This window comes from Mycobacterium sp. (genome assembly GCF_008709575.1).
Taxonomy (GTDB): Bacteria; Actinomycetota; Actinomycetes; order Mycobacteriales; family Mycobacteriaceae; genus Mycobacterium.
Genome location: NZ_VYIK01000070.1, coordinates 1 through 18,894 on the forward strand (window position 1 = coordinate 1; position 18,894 = coordinate 18,894).

The window sequence follows — 18,894 nt, forward strand, 5'->3', positions numbered from 1 at the left end:
CGTCACCACGACACACGTCTGCGCTGGCGAGATCAGAAAGCTTAAAAGGGGAAGTTCGACGACTGCGTATGATGCAAAAATAAAAACGAGTGCTGCGCACAGCTGTGTACCGGCACCAGCTTCGCAGGCCGATATGGCGATGATCGCCCCGCCGTACTCGACGGGTGGCGTCGCTGTTCCCAGGCCGGCGAGAAAGGCTGTCCGCAGCGAACCACCATTGAGGACGGCGGGCCACGTCAGCCGAGAGAATACGGTTGGTCTTTTCGGCTGCAGCGCCGGTGTTGCTGCAGGCCCAGCGAAACGCGCCGAAGGCCGGAAAACGAGCATCCCAGCGGCCGAAAGCGCCAGCAGACCGAGGGTGATTCGAGCCGGTGGAGCGGTCATGTAAGTGCCTGCGGCGTGCATGACTTGGATGACGGGCAGCATGAAATCCCGCAGTACGAACAGGGCGGCCACGGTGATCCCCAAACCGGCTGTCAGAAGGCCGAGCCAAAATATGAGCAGATTGAGCATGGGGCGCGGGCGTGAGACCAAAAGTGCGGCGATGCCAAGTCGCACTGGGTCCATCAACCCGATGAACGCTAGCCAAAGAATCACGCCCCACATGTCACTTGACGCTTTCGGCCCCAGCCCCGGCCAGTCGGGGTATCTCTGACCCGGACTTGTCGTCTCCGCCAGTCGGCGAATTCACCGGTGGTGATTTCATTGACGGAGCCAGGTGAAATCCTTTTATCCGGAGGCGGAGGGCTTCTAACAGGCGATGGTTCAGTGTCCGCCACTTCTGCTCGATCAGTGAACGCAGCCGTGGCCACTGCTGGGACGGCCACCAGTTGGCCTGTCCGACCAGCACCGCGACGGCCGGCACGGTGATCGTGCGGACCAGGAACGTGTCCAGCAAAATCCCGATGCCGATGACGAATCCGGCCTGGGCCAAGGTGGTGAAGCTGGCGAACATCAAGCCGAACATCGAGGCGGCGAAGATGAGACCCGCCGAGGTGATCACCCCGCCGGTGGTGCCGACCGTGCGGATCACGCCCAAACGGATGCCGTGCGGCGAGTCGTCCCGGATGCGGGAGATGAGCAGCAGGTTGTAGTCAGCACCCATCGCAACCAACAAGACGAAGGTCAACCCGGGGACGCTCCAGTGCAATTCCTGACCGAGCATGAACTGGAAAACGATGACGCCGATACCAAGTGCCGACGTGTACGAAAGCACTACTGAAAGAATCAGATACAGCGCTGCAACGATCGCCCTGAGAAGCACGACCAGAATCAGAAACACGATGACGATGGTCGCCAGTACGAAGAACTGAAGATCGTGATTGTAGTAGTCGCGTGTGTCGCGAAGACCGACGGTGAGTCCGGCCATCGACACTTTGGCGTCTGCCAGCGCGGTATTGGGTTGGGCTCCGCGCGCGACCGTGGTGACTGCGTTCACCTGATCCATGGCGGCCGTGCTGAAGGGATTGAGTTCGGTTTGGACCAGGTATCGCGTTGCGTGCCCGTCCGGAGAGATAAAGGCGCCCGCAGCCTGTTTGAATGCCTCCGACGTCAACGCCTGCTTCGGCACGTAGAAGCCGGCCATCGACGGCTTTTTCGCGTCGGACCGCATCGCCAGCAAAAAAGCCGATGCCTCATTGAGTCCGCCGCCCATCTGTCTCACCTGGTCGACGAGCAGTTGCACACCGTCGGCCAACTTTCGGCTGCCGTCGGCAAGTGCGTCGGCACCCTGTTGGAGTTTGGTCAGTTGGCCCCGCAAGTCGCCACCCAGCGAACGAAGCGCGGTGGTGGCGGTGAACAGTGCGCTGCGCAGACTTGTCACCAGTGAATCCAGGCGTTGGGTGCCCTGCGCGGACTGCAGCTGGCGGCCCAGGGCGGCCAACTTGTCGAAAGTTCCGTCGTTGCGGGCGGTGGCCAAGCGCTGCAACTGCACCCGCGAGTTGCTACAGGAGGCATCGGCATTGCAGATGGGATTGTTGACGAGTGCTGACAACACCGGGTCCACCCAGTCCAGGCTGTTGACAAAGTTGGCGAAGTTCACGCCGATGGCGTCGCCGAGGCCGTGCATGCCGTTGATGAGCTGGGCGGCGTTGTCGATCTCGTTCAGCGTTTTTTGCCCGCCGACTTGGTGCAGCATCGCCGAGAGGGCGTCAACCAAGACACCGACGGTGCTCACGGCTTGTCCGACTTGGCTGCGAACGCCGCCGAGGGCATCGGCCAGTTTGTCCGCTCCGCCCGTCAACATGTTCAGCTCGTTGTTGTGTTCGGCGATGAGCTTCGAGGCCTCGCCCAGTTTGCCGCCGATTTCACCGGCTTGATAGGTCGCTCGGGCTTGTTCGAACGATTCTCCGGTAGGCCGGGTGATGCCCCGGACCATGGCGACCCCGGGTATCTGGCTGACCCGTTGAGCCATCTGCTCGAGGTCGGCAAGGGCTTGGGCATTCCGCAAGTCATGTGGCGACTCGATCAGAAGAAACTGGGGAATGAGCGAGTTGGACGAAAAGTGGCGATCCATGGCGGCATAGCCGACGGTGCTTTCGACAGTTTTGGGCAAGCTCTTGCGGTCGTCATAGTTGTAGTGGGCTAAGCTCGCGCAGCCGGCCAACGCGATGAGCACCGTCAAACTGGCGGCCAGATGGGTTTTGGGCCATCGCACGATCCGTATCCCCGAACGGCGCCAGAAACGGTGGGTCAGGTCACGCCGGGGCCTGACCCAACCATGCCGTCCGGCCAGCACAAGGATGGCGGGAAGCAGCGTGACAGCGGCCAGGAAGGCAACGGCGATCGAAATTGAAATGGCCGGGCCGACGGTGGAAAACACCGGTAATTGGGAAAAGAGCATCGCCAGGAACGTGACTGCCACCGTGGCCGCCGATGCGGCGATCACTTTGCCGATGGACGTCAAAGCCCGCTGCACCGCGTGATCCGAGTCCGTGCCCATCCGTACGTAGTCGTGATAGCGGCTGATCAGAAAGACTGCGTAATCCGTTCCAGCTCCGACCATGACCGCAGTGACCATGACAATCGTCTGACTCATGATCCCCAGACCCAGCAGCGCGAGACCGGCCAGGATACCCTGCGCAGCCGCGAGAGATACTCCGATCGTGATCAAGGGCACCAGCATGGTGATCGGGTTGCGGTAGACGATCAGCAGAATCAGGAGCACCAAGACCGCGGTACCGATCTCGATCAGGCTGATATCGCCCTCACCGACCTCGGCCATGTCCGCGATGGTGGCCTCGGGTCCGGTCACGTTAGCGGTGAGCGTGGATCCGGCGACGGTCTGCTTGACCAGATCGGTGACGTGTTTGTACGCCGATCCGGCCTGCGGCGAGCCCATCTCCCCGATGAGATTGACCGGCAGGCTCCAGGCTTTGTTGTCTTTGCTCTGAAGGACCTCGCGCAGCGGCGGCAGGTCGAGGAAGTCTTGCACCGACTGGACATCGCGGGTGTCCCGGCGCAGCTTGTCGACCAGGCTGCGATAGGTTGCTTCGTCGGCGCGGCTCAAGCCTTTCTCGTCGATGAGGACCGCGAACACCGGGCTGCCCGAACCTTGCTCGTGAAACGCCGCGGTCATCGCTCGGTTTGCGACCATCGACGGGGCGTCTTTGGGGAGGGCGTCTGGCTGCCGTTGCCCCGCGACCACCGCGACCGGTGGCAGCGTCACCAACAGGACGGCTGCGAGCGCGATCCACAACCCGATGACCGCCAGCGGCCACCGGACGACGACGTTGCCCAGCCACTGGAATACACCGCCGGCCGCGGGTACGTCAGAGGTCCGCGGCCGCTGCCCCATGGCGGCGCCGACCTTATGCGGGAATGCTCGTATCCACCTCAGTCAGAAACACCTCCTGAAGATTACCCCGTGGAACCACTTGGCCCTTGAACGGCCAATTATATAGAGGCCAGGGTAGTATCCAGGGGTGTCACCGCGTAGCGTTTTCGGGCAACGCGGGCAAACACCGATCTGAGTGCCTCGATGTAGCGGGTTACCGATTCACGGGCGATCGGATTATTCGGGAACAGCACCGTCAACTGGGTTTCGTTCGCCAGCCGATTGACGCGTACGTTGATCTGGCCCAGAAGAATACCACCGTCGTTGTAGAGTCCGCCCGCAAGCCCGTCCAATTGAGCATTGACGAAAGCCGACAGCGGAGGCATTCCGGCGTCAAGGAAAAACAGCAAAGGCGCGCCCCAGTCAGGCTTTCTCAACCACGGCGCCAATTCCAGCACCCGATCGATCGGCACATTTGCCATGTCTCGGCCCTTGTCGTAAGACTGCTGCGCGGCCCGGGCGATATCGGCGAAAGACCCCCGGACGGAAACGCTCAGCGGAACATAGCCGGTGAACCAGCCCGTTGTCATGAAGTCGGCAGGGGTACGCCGGATATCAATGGGAATGATCCCGTGATAGGTGTCCGCGCCGGTCAGCTCATACTCGGCCAGGGCGACGCACGCAAACACGCCACCGCAAAACCGGGCACCCACAGCAGTGCATGCCGATTCGAATTCGGCCGTTTGCCGCTCGTCCATAATCCGCACGCACAGGAGATCGCAGGGTGTCATCGGATCCCCGAGCGGAAGCGGCCAGGCGGGCAGGGTTCCGTCATTGTTTTCCAGGAATGCTATCCACGCGCGCACCTCGGGGGAATTCAGCGTCAGCGCTGATGCGTGTTGGTGCTGCCGGAGGCAGTAATCGCGATAGCTTCCCGCCGGAGGCAGTGCTGCGGGTGCCCCGCCTCCCACCAAGATGGCATACATCATGTGGATCTCGGTGAAGGTCACTCCGAAAAACATCGCATCGATGTAGAGATGATCCATGCACACGCAGAATGTAAAGTGGTCTGCGCGTTGTATGATCGAAAAGCGGAAGCAATCCCAGTGCAGTGGATCGGGAGTGGCCAATAAGTGGCGTCGCCACTCCGTTGCCGTCATCTCGCCGTAGTCACTGGGGACAAGCTCGATATTCCTGGCTTGGTCGATCGTGTGCCGGACGAAACGATCACCGTCGGTGTGCTCAAACCAACTGTGATAAGTGTCATGGCGTCGAAGGTGCGCGTTGATGACATAAGTCATCGTGCGGATATCACAGCGACCGGGGATGTTCCACGCGGCAATCACCAGCCGAGACATATCCACGCCCTGAGCGGCGTATGCGCGATAGTCACGCATGTGTTGGATCTGGTTAAAGCCGGCCGGTACTGCATTTACCGGTGCCTGCCGGATTTGCTCTATCGTCCGCGGGGAGGGGTGCCACGACACGACTGAGCCGGGTTCTGGCGTCCAATCATGAATTGTCGCGACGTCCATTTTCCCGACTTTGAACATGTTCCCTCCAAGTCCCTCAGTTGATGTTCACCGAACATTACGCTGATGCGGCTTCGAGGTCCGCCAAAGTTTCGCAGAGGCGATCCGCCAAACCTCTAACGGTGGTGATGTCGGTGGAGCCCACACGGATGCCGGTTTCCGTCTCGATCCGGGTGCGCAGCTCGAGATTGCCCAGCGAGTCGAGGCCGCATTCGGATACCGGGCGGTCAGGGTCGATAGACCGGCGCAAAATAAGGCTGACCTGCTCACTTACCAGACGCCGCAGCCGAGCCGGCCATTCCTCCTGCGGCAGCGCTTTGAGTTCTGCGAGGAACTTACTCGCATCCGTGCGGCCGTGACCAGCAGATTTGAACATCTCGGCGAACGGGCTGCGTTGCGCGAGCGTCGTCGCCCACGGCGTTCCGATGAACGGCGTGTAGCCGGTGTAGGCGCGGTCGTGACACAACAGCATGCGGAACGCGTAAGCACCCTCGTCGGGAGTGATCGCGGTACCGGCGCTTTCTGCCAGGGCTGTGGCCCGGCCGATCTCGCCCCACGGCCCCCACGCAATGGCGGTCGCCGGAAGGCCCTGCGCCCGCCGCCACCGGGTGAAGGCGTCCAGCCAGCTGTTGGCCGCTGCATAGGCGCCCTGGCCAGGCGAGCCCACCAGAGCTGCCGCCGACGAGAACGAGCAGAACCAGTCCAATGGCTGAGCCACGGTGGCGGCATGCAAATTCCACGCACCGTAAACTTTAGGCGCCCAGTCGCGGTCAATGAGGTCGTCAGTAATGTTGGCCAGTGTAGCGTCGTCGACTACCGCCGCGGCGTGTAACACGCCGCGCAGGGGAAGGCCGGTGGCGGTCGCGGTCGCTACCAGGCGTTTGGCCGTTTCGGCTTCGGCGATGTCACCGCATTCCACCACGACATCGGCCCCGATCGCGCGAATCAGCTCGATTGTCTCCAGGACCTTGCGATTTGGTTGCGAGCGGGAGGTCAGTACGATGCGGCCACAGCCGGCAGCGGCCATCTTCTCGGCCAAGAACAGCCCCAGCCCGCCCAAGCCGCCGGTGATCAGATAGGCGCCGTCACTGCGAAAGACCCGAGCCTGCTCCGGCGGCACCACCACAGTGCCTGAACCTGCCTCCGCAACGTCGAGCACGAGTTTGCCGGTGTGCTCGGCCGCACTCATCACCCGAATGGCGGTGGCCGCCTCGCCGAGGGGATAACTGGTGTACTTGGCAGCCGGTAACTCCCTGCTTGCGACCAACCGGTAGACAGTGCGCAGTAGCTCGTTGACTCGCTGCGGGTGGGTGATGCACATCAGTGCCAGGTCGACGAAGTGGAAGGTGAGGTTGCGGCGGAACGGGAAGAGCTCCAGCCGGTTATTGCCGTAGACGTCGCGCTTGCCGATCTCGACGAATCGTCCGCCGATCGCCAGCAATTCGAACCCGGCGTGCAGCGCGGCACCGGTCAACGAGTTGAGCACGATGTCCACGCCATAGCCATCGGTGTCGCGGCGTATTTGTTCGGCGAACTCCACGCTCCGCGAGTCGTAGACATGCTCAATTCCCATGTCACGCAACAACTGGCGACGCTGCTCGCTACCGGCGGTAGCGAAGATCTCGGCTCCCGCCGCCTGCGCGATGGCGATCGCTGCCTGCCCGACACCGCCGGTTGCGGAATGGATCAGCACCCGGTCGCCTGCGCAGATCCTGGCCTGATCGTGCAGGCCATACCAGGCAGTGGCATACGCGGTGGACACCGCGACTGCCTCGTGATCGGTCAACTCGGGCGGAAGCGGGACGGCGAGTTGGGCGTCACATGTCACGAACGTGGCCCAACAGCCGTTTCTGGAAAACCCGCCGACGCGGTCACCGACGCGGTGGTCGGTGACGTCAGGTCCGACCGCAGCGACCGTCCCGACGAAATCCGCTCCCAGTTGCGGCAGCTGGCCCTCGAAGGCGGGGTAACGGCCGAATGCGATGAGCACGTCGGCGAAGTTGACACTAGAGGCACTCACTCGAACTTCGATTTGCCCTGGTCCGGGCGGAACGCGGTTGAAGGCGGCCAGTTCCACTGATTGCAGGTCACCGGGTGTTCGAACGTGCAGGCGCACACCGTCGCGCTCGTGGTCGACCATTGTGCTGCGCCGCTCTTCGGGGCGTAGCGGATCTGGGCACAACCGGGCCGTATACCACTGCCCGTTGCGCCAAGCCGTCTCGTCTTCCTCGGATTCGCTCAGCAATTGCCGGGCCAGCAGCTCGCAATCGGTGTCGTCGTCGACATCGATTTGGGTGGCGTGCAAATGAGGATGTTCAGAGCTGATGACCCGCAGTAAGCCACGCAGACCGGCCTGCTCCAAGTTCGGTCGATCGCCGGGGAGCACCGTCTGGGCGTTTCTGGTTACGACGTACAGTCGAGGCGGGTGGCCCAAGGCTTCCGGCAATTCGCGCGTGATGTGGACCAGGTGACGTACATACTCGCGACCCAGCAGCGCACCCTCTTCATCCGGGTGGCCGTTCTTCGGGCCGGTGAGGACGACGACTCCGTCGAACCGGTTGGCCCGAAGCTGGCTCCCGAGTCCCTGCCCGTTCGACGAGTGGTCTTTGGGGAGCGGCCAACACATCGACGTGCAGTGCGCGCCCTGAGCTTTCAGCGCATCAGTCAACCTGGTGGCAACCACGTCGGCCGTCGTAGACGTGCTGACCAGAAGCCAGGAGCCGAGGTCGGCGTGAGTGCTTGCGGGCAACTCGCGCTGCTGCCATTCCACGGTGAGCAGCCGTTCTGCCAGCACCCGCGCATCGCGGCCGTTCTCGGATGTCCCCGTGCCCAATTGGAGTCCACGCACGGTCAACAAGACAGCCCCGTGCTCATCCAGCACGTCCAGGTCAGCCTCGACCCCGTCGGTGTCGGCTCTGGTTACAGTCGTATAGCAGTATCGGGCATTGCGAGCAGGTCCATAGGCACGCAAACGCCGCACACCCAACGGTAACGGCAGGATACCCGCGCCGAGCGCCCGAACGTCCGGATGGCCGGCGACCGACTGGAAGCAGGCGTCCAGGAGTGCGGGGTGAACCCCGTAGGCGGACTGCTGCGAGCGGATCGAACCGGGCAGAGCAACCTCGGCCAACGCCGTGCCGCCGGCACTTGCGGCCGTGCATACCGCGGCCAGACCGCTGAAGGCCGGCCCGAGCCGAATACCCCGCTGATCCAGCTGATGCCGAACTTCAGATCCCTCAGCACTGGACGGATGTGCTGCCAGTAGAGCGGCAATGTCGTAGGGGGTCGGCGTTTCTTCGTCCTCAACCGCGTAGAGGATCGCGCTGGCGTGACGTATGCGTTCGCCGTTTTGGTTGGTCTCGACCACGAAGTTGGCAACCCCGGGTGACGAGGTCGACGCGACGGCGCCGACCGTGGTCTGTTCGTCGAGCAGCAGCATCTGTTCGAAACAGATGTCGCGGATTTCGGCCTCCTCGCCGTGAACCACCCGAGCTGCCGCCAAGGCCATTTCGCAGTAGGCCGTCCCGGGCAGTGCAGTTACCTCATGGATCTGGTGGTCGTCCAGCCAAGGATGGGCTGCAGTGCCGATTTCGGCCTGCCAGACATGGCATTCGGGTTCCTCCTGTAAGCGCACGTGCGCGCCGAGCAGGGGGTGCACCGACACCGCACAACCGCCGTGCATCGATGAGTCCTGACCGTCGCGGGCCAAGAGCAGCCGACGATGCGTCCAGGTCGGCAACGGCGCGTCCACCAGCCGCCCGGTGGGGTACAGCACCGAGAAGTCCACCAGCGCGCCGGCGCTGTGCATGTCGGCCAGCAGGTGGCGCAGCCCGTGGGGCAGCTCTTGCTCGCGCCGCATGCCCGCCAGAGCGGCGATCGGCATATCGAGGCTTCGCGCCGTTTGGTCGATAGCGTGGATCAGCAAAGGATGAGGCGCCAGCTCGGTGAAGATCCGGTGACCGTCTTCCAGGGCCGCCTGCACCGCCGCGGCGAACCGCACGGTATGGCGAAGATTGTCCGACCAGTACCCGCCGTCGCACACCGGTTGCTCACGTGGGTCGAACAGGGTCGCGGAATAGTAGGGGATCTCCGGCGCCATGGGGTTGATCTCGGCCAGGGCATCGAGCAGCTCGCCGAGGATCGGATCCACCTGGGGGGAATGCGATGCCACGTCGACAGCCACTTCGCGTGCCATCACGTCGCGCTGCTCCCACGCTGCGACAAGCTTGCGAACCGCCGGCGTTGCACCGCCGATCACCGTCGACTGGGGCGAAGCCACCACCGCGACCACGACATCGTTGATGTTATGGGCCATTAATTCCGAAAGCACTTGCTGCGCGGGAAGCTCCACTGACGCCATTGCTCCGGACCCGGCGATATTCGACATCAAACGCGACCGGCGGCAGATCACCCGGACGCCGTCCTGCAGAGACAATGCACCCGCGACCACCGCTGCCGCGACCTCACCCATCGAATGCCCTATGACAGCACCCGGCCGCACTCCATAGGACTTCAGCGCGGTGGCCAGCGCCACCTGCATCGTGAAGATCGTGGGCTGGATCCGGTCAATGCCGGTTACCGTTTGGAGCCCGGTCATCGCCTCGGTCACCGAGAAACCCGACTCCTGTGCGATCAACGGCTCTGCTTCGGCGACCGTTGCGGCGAATACCGGTTCGGTCGTGAGCAACTCGGCACCCATGCCGGCCCACTGCGAGCCTTGCCCGGAGAACACCCATACCGGTCCTCTGTCGTCCTGGCCGACCACGGATTGGTAGGGCACGTCGCTTTCGGCGACGTCGCGCAAAGCCGCGATCAACTCGGCTCGGTCGGTCGCCAGCACCGCCGTCCGCACCGAGCGGTGTGCACGCCTGCGGGCCAGCGTGTAAGCCAGATCCGGTAACTCCACGCCGGGCGAAGCGGCATCAAGCCAGTCAGCGAGCCGGGCTGCGGTGCGCCGCAGTTCATCCTGCGATGTGGACGACAGCGGGAACAACAGCGGGCCTGTCATCGCAGGAGCGGCCGAAACCTCTCCCGGCACCGGTGTTTCGGTGGCTGCCGGGGCTTGTTCGACGATCGCGTGCACGTTCGTTCCCGACCATCCGTACGACGATACGGCCGCCCGTCGCGGATGGTGGCCGTTGACCGGCCATGGTGTGTTTTCCTGAGGCACGAACAGGCCGGTCTCGATAGCGAAAAGGTCGTCCGGCAAACGCGTGAAGTGTAGGTTCTGCGGAACTACCCCATGCTGCAGGGCGAGGATCGCCTTCATCAATCCCAGCACCCCGGCAGCAGACTGGGCGTGTCCGAAGTTGGTCTTCACCGAACCCAAAGCACACGGGCCGGCAATGCCGTATGTCCTTGCCAGGCTGGCGTATTCGATCGGGTCACCCACCGGGGTACCGGCGCCGTGCGCCTCGACCATGCCGACCGTGCCGGCGTCCACGCCGGCCGCGGCCAGCGCAGCCCGGTACACGTCAGCCTGCGCGGCCTCCGATGGGGTAGCGATGTTGACGGTATGGCCGTCCTGGTTAGCGGCCGTCCCGCGCAGCACAGCGAGGATTCGGTCGCCGTCGGCCAGCGCCTCCGGTAACCGCTTGAGTAAAAACACTACGCAGCCTTCGGCGGACACGAACCCGTCCGCGGCGGTGTCAAACGCGTGACAGCGTCCGGTAGGGGACGCCAGTCCCTGCGCCGAGCCCGAGACAAACCTTCGCGGTTCGAGCATCACGTTCACACCGGCCGCCAGAGCAAGATCGCTGTCGCCGTCGTGCAGGCTGCGGCAGGCCAGGTGTACCGCGAATAGACCAGAAGAACAAGCGGTGTCGATCGTGGCAGCGGGGCCGTGGACTCCCAGCGCGTAGGCGACCCGCCCGGACGCCTGACTGGAGTTGGTGCCGATGTTGGCGTACGGCTCGTCAAGGGCGTTGGCATCGGCGGTCACCAGTTGGTAGTCGACGTTGGTCAGTCCGACGAAAACGCCCGTCAGTGAGCCCGCGATGGTCGACGGGGTTAATCCGGCGTGCTCCATGGCTTCCCACGATGTTTCCAGGAGCAAGCGGTGCTGCGGATCCATCGCGGTCGCTTCGCGCTCGCTGATCCCGAAGAAATCGGCGTCGAAGCCTGCCGCGTCGTCGATAAACGCACCCCACTTGGACACTGAGCGACCCGGCACGCCGGGCTCGGGGTCGTAGTACTCGTCAGCGTCCCATCGGTCGATGGGAACCTCGGTCACGAAGTCCTCGCCGCGTAGCAACGCCGCCCACAGCTGCTCTGGGGCATCGATTCCGCCGGGTAGCCGACAGGCCATGCCGATGACGGCTACCGGGGTCATCGGTGCGCGACTCATTTCCGCCGATGAATGAGCTGAACCACCATGAGCCACCGTATCATCGACAGCGTCGAATTCAGCCATTTCTCTCCTAGGGGTCAGTCTGTGATTTGAGCTGGTCGAGGGTGTCTCGTCCGCGTCGGGCTTTGGCCATGACGTCATCGGCGGTGGCCTGCTACGCGAGGAGCCCGAGGTCAACACGCGCGGGGTAACGTGCGGGCAAACGGACAGTTTTCAACATCGGAACAGAGTCTAGGCGTGATGTCAAATCGTTACCCCATCGCGATGCTGATCTGATTTGCGGATCCCTCGCGGCGATGTTACTGACGCACTAGGCCTTTGAGCAGGCCTGTAGCCCGCGAACGACTAATAATCGCCTTAGAATTCGATGGGGATTCGAGTAGCTTTACCCGGTCTTATTTTTTCGTGACACGTGTATTTCTGGAGCCGCGCTGGGCATGGTCGACGAAATAAATTATTCTGCGAAGGTGCCATAATTTCTGAAATGATTTTGCATTGATTGCATGTTTTTACTGATATGCGGTCGGTTTGCTAAACCGGGGTGGTGCGGGGCGGTGCTGCGACTCGCTGGGCTGGCCGGTAGCTCCGGAGGGGCCAAGGCGGCGCGCTCCCGAAGTTAACTTGCGGCGCGCCGCTGAGCAACCATGTCATGACAACAACCGTTTGTAAGAAATCCGGTGCGACATAGCCAAGTGGCCACGGGTGGCCAGTTTGGCCCGCCCTCGGCGGGTAGTGGCGAAACGCTCAGGCGCAGGCTGGCCCACAGACGGCGGGTGGTGTCTGCGCACCGGGTGCGCGGGCGCAGGGTGATTGACGCATCAGTCAACAACTCTTTAGGGTGCCGATATGGTCACGGCGATGGCGCGGGCACTGGTGCTGGAAGCACCGCGCCGCCTTACCGTGCGGAAGTTTCCGCTGCCGACGCCCGGCGACGACGACGCGCTGTTGCGGATCGCAGCATGCGGGCTGTGCGGCACCGACCACGAGCAGTACACCGGAGAACTGTCGGGCGGGTTCGCCTTCGTCCCCGGACATGAGTCTGTGGGCACGATCGAAGCCATCGGACCGCGGGCCGCCCAGCGCTGGGGTGTGACCGCCGGCGACCGGGTGGCCGTCGAGGTGTTCCAGTCATGCCGGGATTGTCCGGCCTGTCGGGCCGGGGAATATCGGCACTGCGAGCGGCACGGGTTGGCGGACATGTACGGGTTCATCCCGGTCGACCGCGAGCCCGGCTTGTGGGGCGGCTACGGCGAATACCAGTATCTGGCGCCCGACTCGATGGTGTTGCCGGTGCCGCGAGACCTCGACTCTGCCGTCGCGACATTGTTCAACCCGCTCGGCGCTGGAATTCGCTGGGCCGCGACCGTGCCGGGCACAAAATCGGGTGACGTGGTCGCCGTGCTGGGGCCGGGTGTTCGAGGTCTGTGCGCGGCGGTGGCGGCCAAAGAGGCCGGCGCCGCGTTCGTGATGGTGACGGGCCTGGGCCCGCGGGATGCCGACCGGTTGGCGTTGGCCCGGCAATTCGGCGCTGACCTGGCCGTCGACGTAGCCACCGATGATCCGATCGCAGCCCTGAAAAAGGCAACCGGTGCGCTGGCCGACGTCGTCGTCGACGTCACCGCCCGCGCGCCTGCGGCGTTCGCGCAGGCCATCGAGTTGGCTCGTCCGGCCGGTACCGTCGTGGTGGCCGGCACTCGCGGCTGGAACAGCGGTGCTCCGGGGTTTTCTCCGGATCTGTTGGTGGTCAAAGAGCTGCGGGTGCTGGGTGCACTCGGCGTCGACGTCACTGCCTATCGGGCCGCGTTGGACCTGCTGTCTGCCGGTCGGTACCCGTTCGAGAGCCTGCCGCGGCGCTGCGTCGGTCTCGACGAGGCCGAAGACCTGCTCGCCACGATGTCCGGCGAGCGTGACGACGTTCCGCCAGTCCACGGGGTGCTCGTTCCGTGACCCGCGCTGGCGACGATGCAGAGCGAAGCGATGAGGAGGAGCAGCGCCAGATGACGCGCTGGCGACGATGCAGAGCGAAGCGATGAGGAGGAGCAGCGCCCCATGACCAGCCCCCGCGTTCCCCTGCTGCCGATCGACGAGGCTAAAGCGGCCGCCGACGAGGCAGGCGTGCCTGACTACATGGCCGAGCTGGCCATCTTCCAGGTGCTGTTGAGCCATCCCGGCCTGGCCCGCGCTCTCAACGATCTGTTGGCCACCATGCTGTGGCACGGCAAGCTCGATGCGCGGCTGCGTGAGCTGGTGATCATGCGGATCGGCTGGCTCACTGCCTCGGACTACGAGTGGACCCAGCATTGGCGCGTCGCGCAGGGTCTCGGCGTTCCCGCCGATGACCTGCTCGGTGTGCGGGAATGGCAGGACCACCGCGGGTTCGGGTCCACCGAGCGGGCGGTGCTGGCGGCCACCGACGACGTCGTGCGCAGCGGAGCGATCAGTGCCCAAAGCTGGGCCGAGTGCGAGCAAGCGTTCGGTTCCGACCGGGCGGTGCTGATCGAGCTTGTCACCGCGATCACGGCGTGGCGGATGATCGCCTCGATCCTGCACAGCCTGCAGGTGCCGCTGGAGGACGGTGTGTCGAGCTGGCCGCCCGACGGTCGGGCTCCCAGCGCCTGACCATCCGCTTAGACGATCCGATAGGTCTGCACGGCGTGTGCCACGACATTGCCGTCTACGTCGGTCGCGGTGATCTCGGTGAATGTCAGCTCTTTGCGCCGCCGGACGGTTCGGGCGTGACACAGCAGATCGCAGTGCTTGGCTGCGCCGGTGTACTGGATGCTCATCGTCACCGTGGAGGCGCGCAGACCCTTGTCGAAGTCGTGATTCGACCAGGCCGCTGCCGCGCCGGCGGTGTCCATCACCGACGCGATCACCCCGCCGTGAAAGTAGGTGCCGTCGTTGGTCAGGTCGTCACGAAATGGCAGCCGGATGGTGACGTCATCGGGCTCGTAACGGTCGAACACGATGCCCAGCCCGGCCAGAAACGGGGTCGTCGGCATCAGATCGCGCACCGCCAGGCGGCGTTGTTGCTGCTGCTCGTCGGTCAACGTCATAGGCGGCACCATACTACGATTGACACGTCAATCAATAACTCGGTAGCGTCGTGGCCGTGCGAACCAGGGCCGCTGAAATGCTCGGTGTCGAGTTCCCCATTTGTGCGTTCAGCCACTGCCGTGACGTGGTGGCCGCGGTGTCCAATGCCGGCGGATTCGGCATCCTGGGCGCTGTCGCGCACAGTCCCAAGCGCCTGGATGCCGAGCTGAGCTGGATCGAGGAGCAGACCGGCGGCAAGCCCTACGGCGTCGACCTGTTGCTGCCGCCGAAGTACGTGGGCGCGGAATCCGGCGGCATCGACGCCGGACAGGTGCGCGCCTTGTTGCCCGAGGAGCACCGGGCGTTTCTCGACGACCTGTTGGCTCGCTACGGCATCGCGGCATCCCAGGGGGATTCGCTGCTGCCCCTGGGCGCCGGGCTCAACGTGTCGCCGAAGGGCTACCAGCCGCTGCTTGACGTCGCGTTCGACCATGAGATCCGGCTGATCGCCAGCGCGCTGGGTCCACCGCCGCCGGACCTGGTGACCCGTGCCCACGACAACGACGTGCTGGTGGCTGCCCTGGCCGGCACTACCCGCCACGCGCGGCGGCACGTCGACGCCGGTGTCGATCTGATTGTTGCCCAGGGCACCGAGGCCGGCGGCCACACCGGCGAAGTGGCGACGATGGTGTTGGTGCCCGAGATCGTCGATGCTGTGGCGCCGGTGCCCGTTCTGGCCGCGGGCGGGATCGCCCGCGGCCGCCAGATCGCCGCCGCGTTAGCCCTGGGCGCCGAGGGTGTCTGGTGCGGGTCGGTGTGGCTGACCACCGAGGAGGCCGAGACGCCGCCTGTGGTCAAGGAAAAGTTCCTGACCGCCTCGTCGTCGGACACGGTGCGGTCCCGGTCGCTGACCGGCAAGCCTGCGCGCATGCTGCGCACCGCCTGGACCGAGGAGTGGGACCGGCCGGATAGTCCCGCGCCGCTGGGTATGCCGCTGCAAAGCGCGCTGGTCGCGGAACCGCAACTGCGCATCAATCAGGCTGCCGCTCAGCCTGATGCCAAGGCTCGCGAGCTGGCGACCTACTTCGTCGGGCAGGTCGTCGGATCGCTGAACAAGGTGCGACCGACGCGATCGGTGGTCCTCGACATGGTGTCGGAGTTCATCGACGCGGTCCGGCGACTCGACGAGTTGGTCGGCGGGTGAGCGCGACCGGCACCCGCATCCGGCGACGTCGCGCGGTCAGCGACGAAGACAAGTCGCAGCGCCGCGACGAGATCTTGGCGGCTGCCAAAACCGTATTTGCCCGCAAAGGCTTTCACAACACCACCATCGCCGACATCGCCAAAGAGGCCGGGCTGGCATACGGGTCGGTCTACTGGTACTTCGACTCCAAAGACGACCTGTTTCATGCGTTGATGGCTGTCGAGGAACAGGCGCTGCGCGCCCACGTCATCGCCGCCGTCGGCGCGAGTACCGACGGCGACGGGGAGACGTCGTTTCGCACCGCCGTGCAGGCCACGCTGGAGTTCTTCGAGGCCGACAAGGCTACCGTCAAGCTGCTGTTCCGTGACGCTTACGCGCTGGGGGACCGGTTCGAAAAACACCTGGGCGGTATCTATGAGCGGTTCATCGACGACATCGAGATCTTCATCGTCGCCGCCCAGCGGCAAGGCCGGGTGATCGTCGCCCCGGCTCGGATGGTGGCCTACACGTTGGCTGCACTGATCGGCCAATTGGCTCACCGGCGGTTGTCCACCGACGACGGTGTCGACGCGGCCGAGGTCGCCGACTTCGTCGTCGGCCTTGTCCTCAACGGTCTGCGGCCCCGAGATATGACCCCGATGTGTGACCCGACTTAAGCCCAGGGGAGTGACCGTGCGCTTCGTTGTCATCGGTGCGGGAATGGCGGGAGTGCTCGCCGCTATCAAACTGCGCGAGAACGGTTTCGGCGACGTCACCGTCTACGAGAAGGCGGACCGGCTCGGCGGCACCTGGCGCGATAACACTTATCCGGGTATCGCCTGCGATGTCCCATCACACCTCTACACCTACACCTTTGCACCCAATCCGGAATGGAGCCATGCATTCGCGCCCGGCCCGGAAATCCTGGCCTACTTCGAGAGCGTCGCCAACCGCTACGGGGTCAGCAGCCTGATCCGCTATGGCGAGGAAGTACAGCGTCTCGAGTACCACGGAAACCGCTGGCACATCGAGACATCCACCGGTGAACATGATGAGGCTGACGTGGTTATAGCGGCCACCGGTGTGTTGCATCATCCGCGCTACCCGGAGATCAAAGGCCTGGACGCCTTCGCCGGCCCGCTGTTTCACAGCGCTCGCTGGGACCACAGCGTGCCGTTGGCCGGTGCCCGGGTCGGGGTGATCGGCACGGGGTCGTCGGCGGTGCAGATCACCGGCGCGGTTACCGACGTTGTCGGCGAACTGCACTTGTTCCAGCGCACGCCGCAGTGGATATTGCCGGTCGACAACCCGCCAACGGACCCGGCGGACCGCGAACGGTACCGGGCCGATCCGCAGATACTGGTCCAACTGCGGGAACAGCTGAACGCCGCGTTCGTGCGAAGCTTTGCCAATGCCGTCGTGGATGTCGAATCCAACGCCCTGAAGGTGCTACAAGACGTCGCCCGCGCCAACCTCGAGGACAACGTGGCCGATCCCCGGTTGCGGGAGAAATTGCGGCCGGACTATCGGGCCGGCTGCAAGCGGTTGATCATCTCGCCGAATTTCTATGCCGCGATCCAGCAGCCGCAGGCCCGTCTGGTCACCGAGCGCATCGCCGGAGTCGAGCCTGACGGCGTGCGCACCGTCGACGGTCACCTCCATCACCTCGACGTCTTGGTACTGGCCACCGGTTTTCGGGTGGACCGGTTTCTGCGCCCGATCGAGGTGGTAGGCCGCGGCGCCGTGCGTCTCGACGACGTGTGGGGACAGCGGCCGTTTGCCTACCTATCGGTGTCGGTGCCCGACTTTCCCAATCTGTTCATGCTCAACGGGCCCAACGGCCCGGTCGGCAACTTCTCGCTGATCGACGTCGCCGAAGCGCAGATCGACTATCTGATGCAGTTGATCGGCCTGCTGGCCGACGGCCGGTGCCGTCAGGTCAGTGCCAGCAGCGAAGCGACCGCCCGATTCGAGGCGGACCGCCTGGAAGCAGCAAAAAAGACCGTGTGGGTGACCGGCTGCCGCAGCTGGTACCTCGACGACCGCGGAGTTCCGGTCGCCTGGCCGTGGAGTTTCGGCCGGTTCCGCGAGGTGATGACACGCCCGGATCTCGCCGACTATGAACTCGTTGCCGCTGGTCAGAACTCCTAGCGACGACGCAGTGAATTCACAGGTCGACCTGAATTGACCCGGTCGGATTCTTCATGCATCATCGTGGAGTAAGCACCTCGTTAGGCGAGGCGTCTGCACGGACACAGGCCACTGACCCCGAACGTCGAGAGACGCCCAGGGTCAGGACAGCTCCTCCCGGCTTAAGGGTTGAGCCCAAGTGGCTTCCGGGGTTTACCGGATACGCCGGGCAGTGCCGAAGCTCTGACGAGTGGGGTGCGGTCTCCGGTGATCGCTCGGGTGTCGTGTCCCGGCTTAGGTGTGTCGGGTGCGGGCACGTGGACCGCAGAAGGACGTAGCCGCGAGGAGGTGAGGGACGAATGAGTTCCGGTGATAGTCCGGGTCGATATCCGGTCCTGGTTTCGTCCCGATCCGACCTTCGGCACGCCCTGGATGCTGCAGCGAGCGCTGCCTGATCGGAGAGCGGCGAAACGGGAATTCGCAATGGAATCCTGTTATGCTCCTTCGATTTTGCCTCTAGGAGGCGACCATGACCGCTGTTCTTTACGACGAGGTGGTGACGACCGCTCCCGCGCGCACGCTGAGGGCAGTGCCCGCCCCGGAGCCGACGGCGGTGGCCGCGCCCAAGACGGCTCCGCGGCGGCCTGACCGCCGCCCGTCCGGCGACCCGTTGGTCGACGGGGTCGCTTGGCTGTTGTGCGTTCCGCTGCGGCAACTGTACGCTGCGCTGTGGCGGGTGGGCCTGCTGGAGGTCAACACCTGAATCGTTGCCCGAATCGTCGATGCTCCCGGTCGTCTTGAGGTGCTGTTTCGCCGTGACGGCCGGGAGCTGCTATGAGACATCCTCTGTCAACGTCACGCGGCAGGTCGTGTGTTGTGCCGGTTGCGG

The 18,894-nt window shown here is 64.2% G+C and carries 11 protein-coding genes and 1 riboswitch; of the genes, 6 read left to right on the plus strand and 5 right to left on the minus strand.

Annotated features, from left to right (window positions below; genetic code table 11):
- The 4 genes from F6Q13_RS14625 to pks2 all read right to left on the minus strand — a co-directional run.
- A partial coding sequence (locus F6Q13_RS14625; RefSeq protein ID WP_293057851.1) for a GAP family protein occupies positions 1–606 on the minus strand: 606 nt, incomplete at its 3' end.
- Between the two features lies 1 nt (position 607).
- Entirely contained in the window at positions 608–3,796 is a 3,189-nt protein-coding gene (locus tag F6Q13_RS14630; RefSeq protein WP_293057854.1) for an RND family transporter, read from the minus strand.
- 98 nt (positions 3,797–3,894) lie between these two features.
- Positions 3,895–5,328, minus strand: coding sequence for a condensation domain-containing protein (locus tag F6Q13_RS14635; protein ID WP_293057857.1), 1,434 nt, complete (start codon positions 5,326–5,328; stop codon positions 3,895–3,897).
- A gap of 37 nt (positions 5,329–5,365) precedes the next feature.
- Positions 5,366–11,653: a sulfolipid-1 biosynthesis phthioceranic/hydroxyphthioceranic acid synthase gene (gene pks2 / locus F6Q13_RS14640; protein WP_293057859.1), complete on the minus strand. Its 6,288-nt coding sequence runs from the start codon at positions 11,651–11,653 to the stop codon at positions 5,366–5,368.
- Between the two features lie 849 nt (positions 11,654–12,502).
- Here pks2 and F6Q13_RS14645 point away from each other — a divergent pair.
- On the plus strand, positions 12,503–13,603 hold the full coding sequence (locus F6Q13_RS14645) for a zinc-binding dehydrogenase (RefSeq protein ID WP_293057861.1): 1,101 nt from the start codon (positions 12,503–12,505) through the stop codon (positions 13,601–13,603).
- A 102-nt stretch (positions 13,604–13,705) separates the two neighbouring features.
- Complete coding sequence (locus F6Q13_RS14650) at positions 13,706–14,275, plus strand: carboxymuconolactone decarboxylase family protein (RefSeq protein WP_293057864.1); 570 nt, start codon at positions 13,706–13,708, stop codon at positions 14,273–14,275.
- Between the two features lie 8 nt (positions 14,276–14,283).
- Here F6Q13_RS14650 and F6Q13_RS14655 read toward each other — a convergent pair whose 3' ends face one another.
- Positions 14,284–14,724, minus strand: coding sequence for a PaaI family thioesterase (locus F6Q13_RS14655; protein WP_293057867.1), 441 nt, complete (start codon positions 14,722–14,724; stop codon positions 14,284–14,286).
- Positions 14,725–14,768: 44 nt separating this feature from the next.
- Here F6Q13_RS14655 and F6Q13_RS14660 point away from each other — a divergent pair, with 44 nt between their 5' ends.
- The 4 genes from F6Q13_RS14660 (at position 14,769) to F6Q13_RS14675 (ending at position 18,768) form a co-directional block, all read left to right on the plus strand.
- Complete coding sequence (locus F6Q13_RS14660) at positions 14,769–15,896, plus strand: nitronate monooxygenase family protein (protein WP_293057869.1); 1,128 nt, start codon at positions 14,769–14,771, stop codon at positions 15,894–15,896.
- A gap of 17 nt (positions 15,897–15,913) precedes the next feature.
- Entirely contained in the window at positions 15,914–16,552 is a 639-nt protein-coding gene (locus tag F6Q13_RS14665; protein ID WP_293057877.1) for a TetR/AcrR family transcriptional regulator, read from the plus strand.
- Positions 16,553–16,568: 16 nt separating this feature from the next.
- Positions 16,569–18,026, plus strand: coding sequence for an NAD(P)/FAD-dependent oxidoreductase (locus tag F6Q13_RS14670; RefSeq protein ID WP_293057872.1), 1,458 nt, complete (start codon positions 16,569–16,571; stop codon positions 18,024–18,026).
- 69 nt (positions 18,027–18,095) lie between these two features.
- Positions 18,096–18,267: riboswitch (M-box (ykoK) riboswitch) on the plus strand.
- A 267-nt stretch (positions 18,268–18,534) separates the two neighbouring features.
- Positions 18,535–18,768, plus strand: coding sequence for an Rv1535 family protein (locus F6Q13_RS14675; protein ID WP_293057875.1), 234 nt, complete (start codon positions 18,535–18,537; stop codon positions 18,766–18,768).
- Positions 18,769–18,894: the final 126 nt, after the last annotated feature.